The organism is Phenylobacterium sp., from assembly GCF_036723115.1.
GTDB lineage: Bacteria > Pseudomonadota > Alphaproteobacteria > Caulobacterales > Caulobacteraceae > Phenylobacterium.
Genome location: NZ_DAIMHV010000153.1, coordinates 1 through 6350, shown reverse-complemented (window position 1 = coordinate 6350; position 6350 = coordinate 1). Strand labels below are relative to the sequence as shown.

General features: G+C 70.4%; 7 protein-coding genes. 6 read left to right on the top strand and 1 reads right to left on the bottom strand.

The features are described 5' to 3' along the window. Positions 1 to 41: 41 nt before the first annotated feature. Positions 42 to 419 carry a pilus assembly protein N-terminal domain-containing protein gene (locus tag V7D28_RS13015; protein ID WP_333587812.1) on the bottom strand — a complete coding sequence of 126 codons (378 nt, stop codon included), beginning with the start codon at positions 417 to 419 and terminating at the stop codon, positions 42 to 44. A gap of 315 nt (positions 420 to 734) precedes the next feature. Here V7D28_RS13015 and V7D28_RS13010 point away from each other — a divergent pair, with 315 nt between their 5' ends. From V7D28_RS13010 to V7D28_RS12985, 6 genes are all read left to right on the top strand, one after another. Continuing rightward, entirely contained in the window at positions 735 to 902 is a 168-nt protein-coding gene (locus V7D28_RS13010; RefSeq protein ID WP_333587811.1) for a Flp family type IVb pilin, read from the top strand. Between the two features lie 154 nt (positions 903 to 1056). Continuing rightward, entirely contained in the window at positions 1057 to 1569 is a 513-nt protein-coding gene (locus V7D28_RS13005) for an A24 family peptidase (RefSeq protein ID WP_333587810.1), read from the top strand. 124 nt (positions 1570 to 1693) lie between these two features. Beyond that, a complete protein-coding gene (gene cpaB / locus V7D28_RS13000; protein ID WP_333587809.1) occupies positions 1694 to 2548 on the top strand; it encodes a Flp pilus assembly protein CpaB in 855 nt (284 codons plus the stop codon). Positions 2549 to 2553: 5 nt separating this feature from the next. Continuing rightward, positions 2554 to 4116, top strand: coding sequence for a type II and III secretion system protein family protein (locus V7D28_RS12995; protein WP_333587808.1), 1563 nt, complete (start codon positions 2554 to 2556; stop codon positions 4114 to 4116). Positions 4117 to 4124: 8 nt separating this feature from the next. Beyond that, positions 4125 to 4817: a CpaD family pilus assembly protein gene (locus tag V7D28_RS12990; RefSeq protein ID WP_333587807.1), complete on the top strand. Its 693-nt coding sequence runs from the start codon at positions 4125 to 4127 to the stop codon at positions 4815 to 4817. Between the two features lie 5 nt (positions 4818 to 4822). Next, a complete protein-coding gene (locus tag V7D28_RS12985) occupies positions 4823 to 6271 on the top strand; it encodes an AAA family ATPase (RefSeq protein ID WP_333587806.1) in 1449 nt (482 codons plus the stop codon). Positions 6272 to 6350: the final 79 nt, after the last annotated feature.

The following is a 6350-nucleotide window of genomic DNA, read 5'->3' as shown; positions in this document are numbered from 1 at the left end:
TAGGGCGTCCGAGCTAGGCGATGCCAAACTGGGCGTCGGCCTTAGGGCGTCCGCCGGGCCTCCGCGTCCACGGGTTCGCAGCGCGGGGCGCAGGCGAAGGTGCGGGTCTCCCCGCCGCGGAAGACGGTGACCTGGCCGGTGTCTGGCGAGCGGACCGTCACCTGGCGGTCGAACAGGGTGCGGCCCTGGGCGTCGGTGACCACCACGTCGGCCGCCCCATAGCCCTTGCCGATGATCACCAGATCCTGAGGCCCCAGCAGGCTGACGTCGGCCACCGCCGGATTGGCCACCACCACATTGCGGGCCGGCGCGCTCAGCCGGACCTTGGCGCTCTGGTTGAGCCCCAGCGTCATGGCCTGGCCGGCGGCCGGAAGGGCGAGCAGGAGGCCGGCGAGGGCGCTGAGGCAGAGACGGCGCATGAGGGTTCCGGCGGCTCCAGGGTCAATGTCGCCCAGCCAGGGTCGGCCACAATGGTCAATAAAGACTGAATCTCACACTGCGCACGGGCGCGTGGGAATCATAAAGTGATATGGCCGAAAAAGCCCGCCCGGAGAGCCTCTTGGTTAATGAAAGATAATAGTAAACGCAAGTAAACCAAAAGAAAAAATCTTCGAATACTTCCTGATTTACTCGGCATTAAGGGAGGTGCGGCATTGTGACCCTGCAATTCGGGGCGAGCAGACCAGATGGCCTGAACCCCGACCACTCTGCTCGCCGACAAAGGAGATTGAGCAATGTCGAAGTTTGTGACCCGCTTCCTGAAGGACGAATCCGGCGCCACGGCCATCGAGTATGGCCTCATCGCCGCCCTGATCGCCGTGGTTCTGATCACCGCCCTGAACACCCTGTCGGGCAAGATCGCCGGCACCTTCACCAAGATCGGCAACGAGATGCCGCAGTAAGGCGCCTGCCGCCCGGTTCGCCGGGCGGGATGCGAAACGACCAGGGGCCGCGGCGGGGACGCCGCGGCCCCGTCTTCATGGGCGGGAAACCAAGTGTTCACCCGCAGGCCGCAGATTGCAGGCCTGTCCAATTCCTGGTTCGGCGGAGTCCTCGATGTTCGACCAGCCGCAGCTCCTGCTGCTGATCCTCTGCCCGGCCCTGCTGATCGTCGCGGCCCTGAAGGACGTGACCACCTACACCATCCCCAACTGGATCTCGCTGGCCCTGATCGCGGGTTTCTTCCCCACGGCGCTCGCCCTGGGCCTGAGCGGATCGGCGATCGGCCTGCACGCGGCCATCGGGGCTGCGGCCCTGGTCGCCGGCATGGTGATGTTCGCCCTGGGCTGGATCGGCGGGGGCGACGCCAAGGTGTTCGCCGCGGCCGCCCTCTGGCTGGGCTGGCCGGCCAGCGCCACCTTCCTGCTGGTGACGGCCCTGGCCGGCGGCGGGCTGGCCCTCACCCTGCTGGCCATGCGCTCCATGCTGCTCCGCCGCTATGTGAGCGCAGGCCCCCCCTGGCTCTCCCGTCTGGCCGAACCGGGGGAGAATGTTCCCTACGGCCTGGCCATCTGCATCGGCGGCCTGACCGCTTTTCCGGCCAGTTCCCTGGCGGCCCTGGCCCTTTAGCGCCTGTTAACCATGGGGGCGGCACAAGGGAACTCGCCGCCAGAAGGCGTCCCCCTGTTCTGACCTGCGCTGCGGACGAAGCCCGCGCGGTCCTCGTCCCCCGCGGGAGCGTATTGGAAGTCGCATGGGCGCCGTCCGCATCGCAATTCTGGCCGCCGCCGCCGTCGCTGCGATCCTGCTCGCCTTCATTGTCCGCGGCATGGTGGGCGCGGACCGCCCCGCGCCCCAGGCCGTCTCCGTGGCCGAGGCCCAGCCGGTGACCAAGGTGCTGGTGGCCAAGCAGGACCTGCCCATCGGAACCCGCATCAGCCCCCAGATGATCGGCTGGCAGGACTGGCCCGTCGACTCCCTCAGCGAGTCCTTCATCACCGACGGGGCCCAGGCCGCGCCGGCCGCCGAAGGCGCCGCCAAGGTGGCCGAGACCGCCACCCAGGCCGCCCACGCCGTGATCGGCGGACCCGCCGCCATCCAGGCCTTCGAAGGCGCGGTGGTGCGCGAGGCCATGGTGGCCGGAGAGCCCATCCTGGCGCGCAAGGTGCTGCGCGGCGGGGAGGGGGGCTTCATGTCGGTGGTCCTGGGGTCAGGCATGCGCGCCGTCTCCATTCCCATTTCCGCCGAGAGCGCCAGCGGCGGTTTCATCCTGCCCGGAGACCGGGTGGATGTGATCCACAGCCGTGAGGCGCCCAACGGCTCGGACTGGACCAGCGAGGTCCTGATGCGCAATCTCCGGGTCCTGGCCATCGACCAGGCGGCCAAGCCCGCCGACGACGCCAACACCATGATCGGCGCGGTGGCGACGCTCGAGACCCCGGCGGCGGACGCCGAGATTCTGGCCCGCGCCACGGCTCAGGGCCGGCTGGCCCTGGCGCTCCGGGCCTTCAACGACACCAGCGGGCCGGTGGGCCGGGGCGGCGGAAGCGAGCCCCAGACCGTGCGCATCTATCGCGATGGTGAGATGACCGAGGTGTCCCTCCGATGAGCCGCATGCGGTCCTTTCTCGTCGCCGCAGCCCTGGCCCTGCCGGGGCTCGCCCTCGTGACGACGCCCGCCGCCGCCCAGGGACTGGCGGGCGGACGGCCTGCGGCCTCCGCCATGCGCGTGGACCTGGCCGGCGGCGGCGCGTCCCAGGCGCTCACCCTGCCGCGGGGCAAGTCGGCGATCATCGAACTGCCGGTGGACGCCCGCGACGTCCTGGTGACCAATCCCGAAGTGGCCGACGCCGTGCTGCGCTCGCCGCGACGGATCTATGTGCTGGGGGTCGCTTCGGGCCAGACCGACGCGGTCTTTTTCGATGCGGCGGGGCGGCGGATCCTGTCCCTGGACATCCGGGTGGATCAGGACACCGGCGCGGTGGCCCAGACCATCAACCGGCTGCTGCCCGGGGCGCGGGTCCAGGTGGACTCCATGAACGACAGCCTGATCCTCTCGGGCGAGGTCATGAGCCTGGCCGACGCCGATCGGGCCGTGCGCATCGCCACCGCTGCGGTGGCCAGGCCGGAGCAGGTGCTGAACATGCTCTCCATCGCCGGCAAGGACCAGGTGATGCTGAAGGTTCGCATCGTCGAGGTTCAGCGCAATGTCATCAAGCAACTCGGCTTCAACACCAGCGCGGTCCTGAACCAGCTGGGCGAGCCGCAGTACATGTTCAGCAACGCCGCCAGCTACGCCGTGAACGGCGGCCTGCTGGGGGGTCTGTCCGGCGGATACAGCCTCGACACCACCCGCCAGCCGATCCTGCAGGCGCCCTGCGGCTGGCCTGACCAGCCCGATGCGCTGTGCGACTTCGTCAGCCGCAGCGGCGGCAATTCCGACACCGCGCCCATCAAGGACGGCCTCGCCGGCGACCCCGGGCTCAATCAGGCCGAAGGCATGATCCAGGCCTTCGAGCGGGTGGGGCTGATCCGCACCCTGGCCGAACCCAATCTGACCGCGGTGTCGGGCGAGTCAGCCAAGTTCCTGGCCGGCGGCGAATTCCCGGTGCCGGTGGGCCAGGACGACAGCGGCCGGGTGACCATCGAGTTCAAGCCCTTCGGCGTGGGCCTGGGCTTCACCCCCGTGGTGCTGTCGGGGGGGCGCATCTCCCTGAAGATCTCCACTGAGGTCTCGGAGCTGACCAATAATGGCGCCTTCAGCCTCTCCAACGGGGCCAACGCCCCGCGGCTGGTGATCCCCGGCCTCAATGTCCGCCGCGCCGAGACCATGGTGGAGCTGCCCTCGGGCGGCGCCATGATGATCGCCGGCCTGCTGCGCGAAGAGACCAAGCAGGCGATCGACTCGCTTCCAGGCATGACCAACCTGCCGGTGCTGGGCACGCTGTTCCGCTCGCGGGACTATCTCAAGGGCGAGACCGAGCTGGTGGTCATCGTCACCCCCTATCTGGTCAAGCCGACCTCGCCCGACCGCCTGCAGACCCCGGCCGACGGCCTGAAGTTCGCCAGCGACCCGGAGACCGTCCTGCTGGGCCGGCTGAACCGCGCCTATCGGGGCAAGGCCCCGCCGCCCGGCGCGGCGACCTATCAGGGCCCCTATGGCTATGTGATCGAGTGAGGGCCCTGATGACCTCCTACATCCGCCCCGTCGCCGCCCTGGCCGCCCTGGCCGCCCTGGCCGCGCTGAGCGCCTGCGCCACCCCCTACCGCGAGGGCGCGGTGGAAAACCCGGCCACGCCGCTGGACCAGTACCGGGCCCAAGTTCACGCCCAGCCGGAGGAGGTGCGGCTGGCCGTCCACGCCCGCGGCGTCTCGGCGGCCCAGGCCGACGCCCTGGCCGCGCTGGTGCATGGCTGGCGCATGGCTGAGGGCGGCGTGATCCGGATGCAGGCGCCCACCGGCGGCCCCGATCCCTCAGCCACCTACCGCATGGGCGAGAGCGTGCGCGCCTTCCTGCTCGGCCAGGGCGTGCCGGCCGGCGCCATCGAGCTCGTGGGCTACGCCGCCCAGGGCCAGGCGGCCGCGCCCTTCGTGGTGGGCTACACCCGTTATCAGGTCCAGCCGATCGCCTGCGGCCAGAGCTGGGAAAATCTCAGCGGCACCTGGCGCAACGCCACCTCGGCCAACTTCGGCTGCGCCGCCACGGCCAACCTGGCGGCCCAGATCGCCAATCCCGGGGACCTGCTGGGGCCGAGGGCGGAGGATCCCGCCGACGCCACCCGCCGCATGGACGTGCTGGGCAAGTACCGCGAAGGCGAGCTGACCTCCACCCGCGCCGACGACCAGGCCCGGGGCACTGTCTCCCAGGTGGTGAGGTAGGCGGAATGCGGGCGCAGAGCGGGCACGACCCCTTCGATCTCCAGTTCGAGGCCGACGACGATTTCGGCCCGTCCTCCGACGCCGACTGGCGTCCGGCGGGCCCTGCGCCGAGCGAGCGTCGTGAGCCGGTGGAAGACTATTCGCCAGCGCCGCGCCGCCGGGCCGAGGCCTTTGACGACCTGGACGCCCCGCGGCCGGCCGGCTCTGTGGGCGACAACCCCGTCCATGACATGATCGCCAGCGCCGAGGCCGCCTTCGGCGACCACGCCCTGCCGCGCATCACCATCCACGCCTTCATCGAGCGCCCGCGCACCGGCGACATGATCGAGCACGCCGCCCGCGACCGCCGGATGGAGCGCACCAGCGTGACCGTGCGCGACGGCGGCCTCTCGGCGGCCCTGCTGGCCTATCAGAACCAGCCCACCCCGCCGCTGCTGGTGGTGGAATGCTGCGCCGCCGCGCCCGAACTCCTGGCCCAGCTCGACCAGCTGGCCGAGGTCTGCGATCCGGGCAGCAAGGTGGTGGTCCTGGGGGCGGCCAACGACATCGCCCTCTATCGGGAGCTGATGCGGCGGGGGGTGAGCGAATACCTCGTGCCGCCGCTGAAGCCGCTGCAGTTCGTCCGCTCCGTCTCCAACCTCTACGCCGATCCGAGCGCGCCGTTCCTGGGCCGTCAGATCGCCTTCTGCGGGGCCAAGGGGGGCGTGGGCGTCTCAGCCATCGCCCACAATATCGCCTACGCCATAAGCGAGGGCCTGGGCGCCAACGCCGTGCTGGTGGACCTGGACCTGCCCTTTGGCACCGCGGGCCTCGACTTCAACCAGGACCCGCTGCAGGGGGTGGCCGACGCCCTGGGCGAGCCCGACCGGCTCGATCCCGTCCTCATGGACCGGATGATGGCCCGCTGCGGCGAGAAGCTCAGCCTGTTCGCCGCCCCGGCCTCCCTGGACGATGACTACAATATTCCCCCGGAGGCCTTCGAAGAGGTGACGCAGAAGGTGCGGGCCGCCGCCCCCTTCGTCATCCTCGACCTGCCGCACGTCTGGACCGCCTGGAAGCGCCGCATTCTGCTGTCGTCGGATGATCTGGTGATCGTCGCCACCCCCGACCTCGCCTCCCTGCGCAACACCAAGAACCTGGTGGACCTGGTCCGTCGCGCCCGGCCCAATGACACGCCCCCCCGGCTGGTGCTGAACCAGGTGGGCGTGCCCGGCCGGCCAGAAATCGCTGCCAAGGACTTCGGCGAGGCCCTGGGCCTGATCCCGGCCCTGGTGGTGCCCTTCGAGCCCAAGCTGTTCGGCCAGGCGGCCAATAACGGCCAGATGCTGGCCGAGCTCGCGCCCAAGGCCAAGACCACCGAAGCCCTGGCCCAACTGGCCCAGCAGATCAGCCGCCGGGAGGCGCCGGTCGCCCAGAAGAGCTCGCTGCTGGCCGGCCTGCTGCGGCGGAAATAGCCATGTTCGGGAAGCGCACCGCCGACAGCGAGCACCAGGCCAGCCCGCGCGAGGCGCCGGCTGCGCCGCGCGCCCCGGC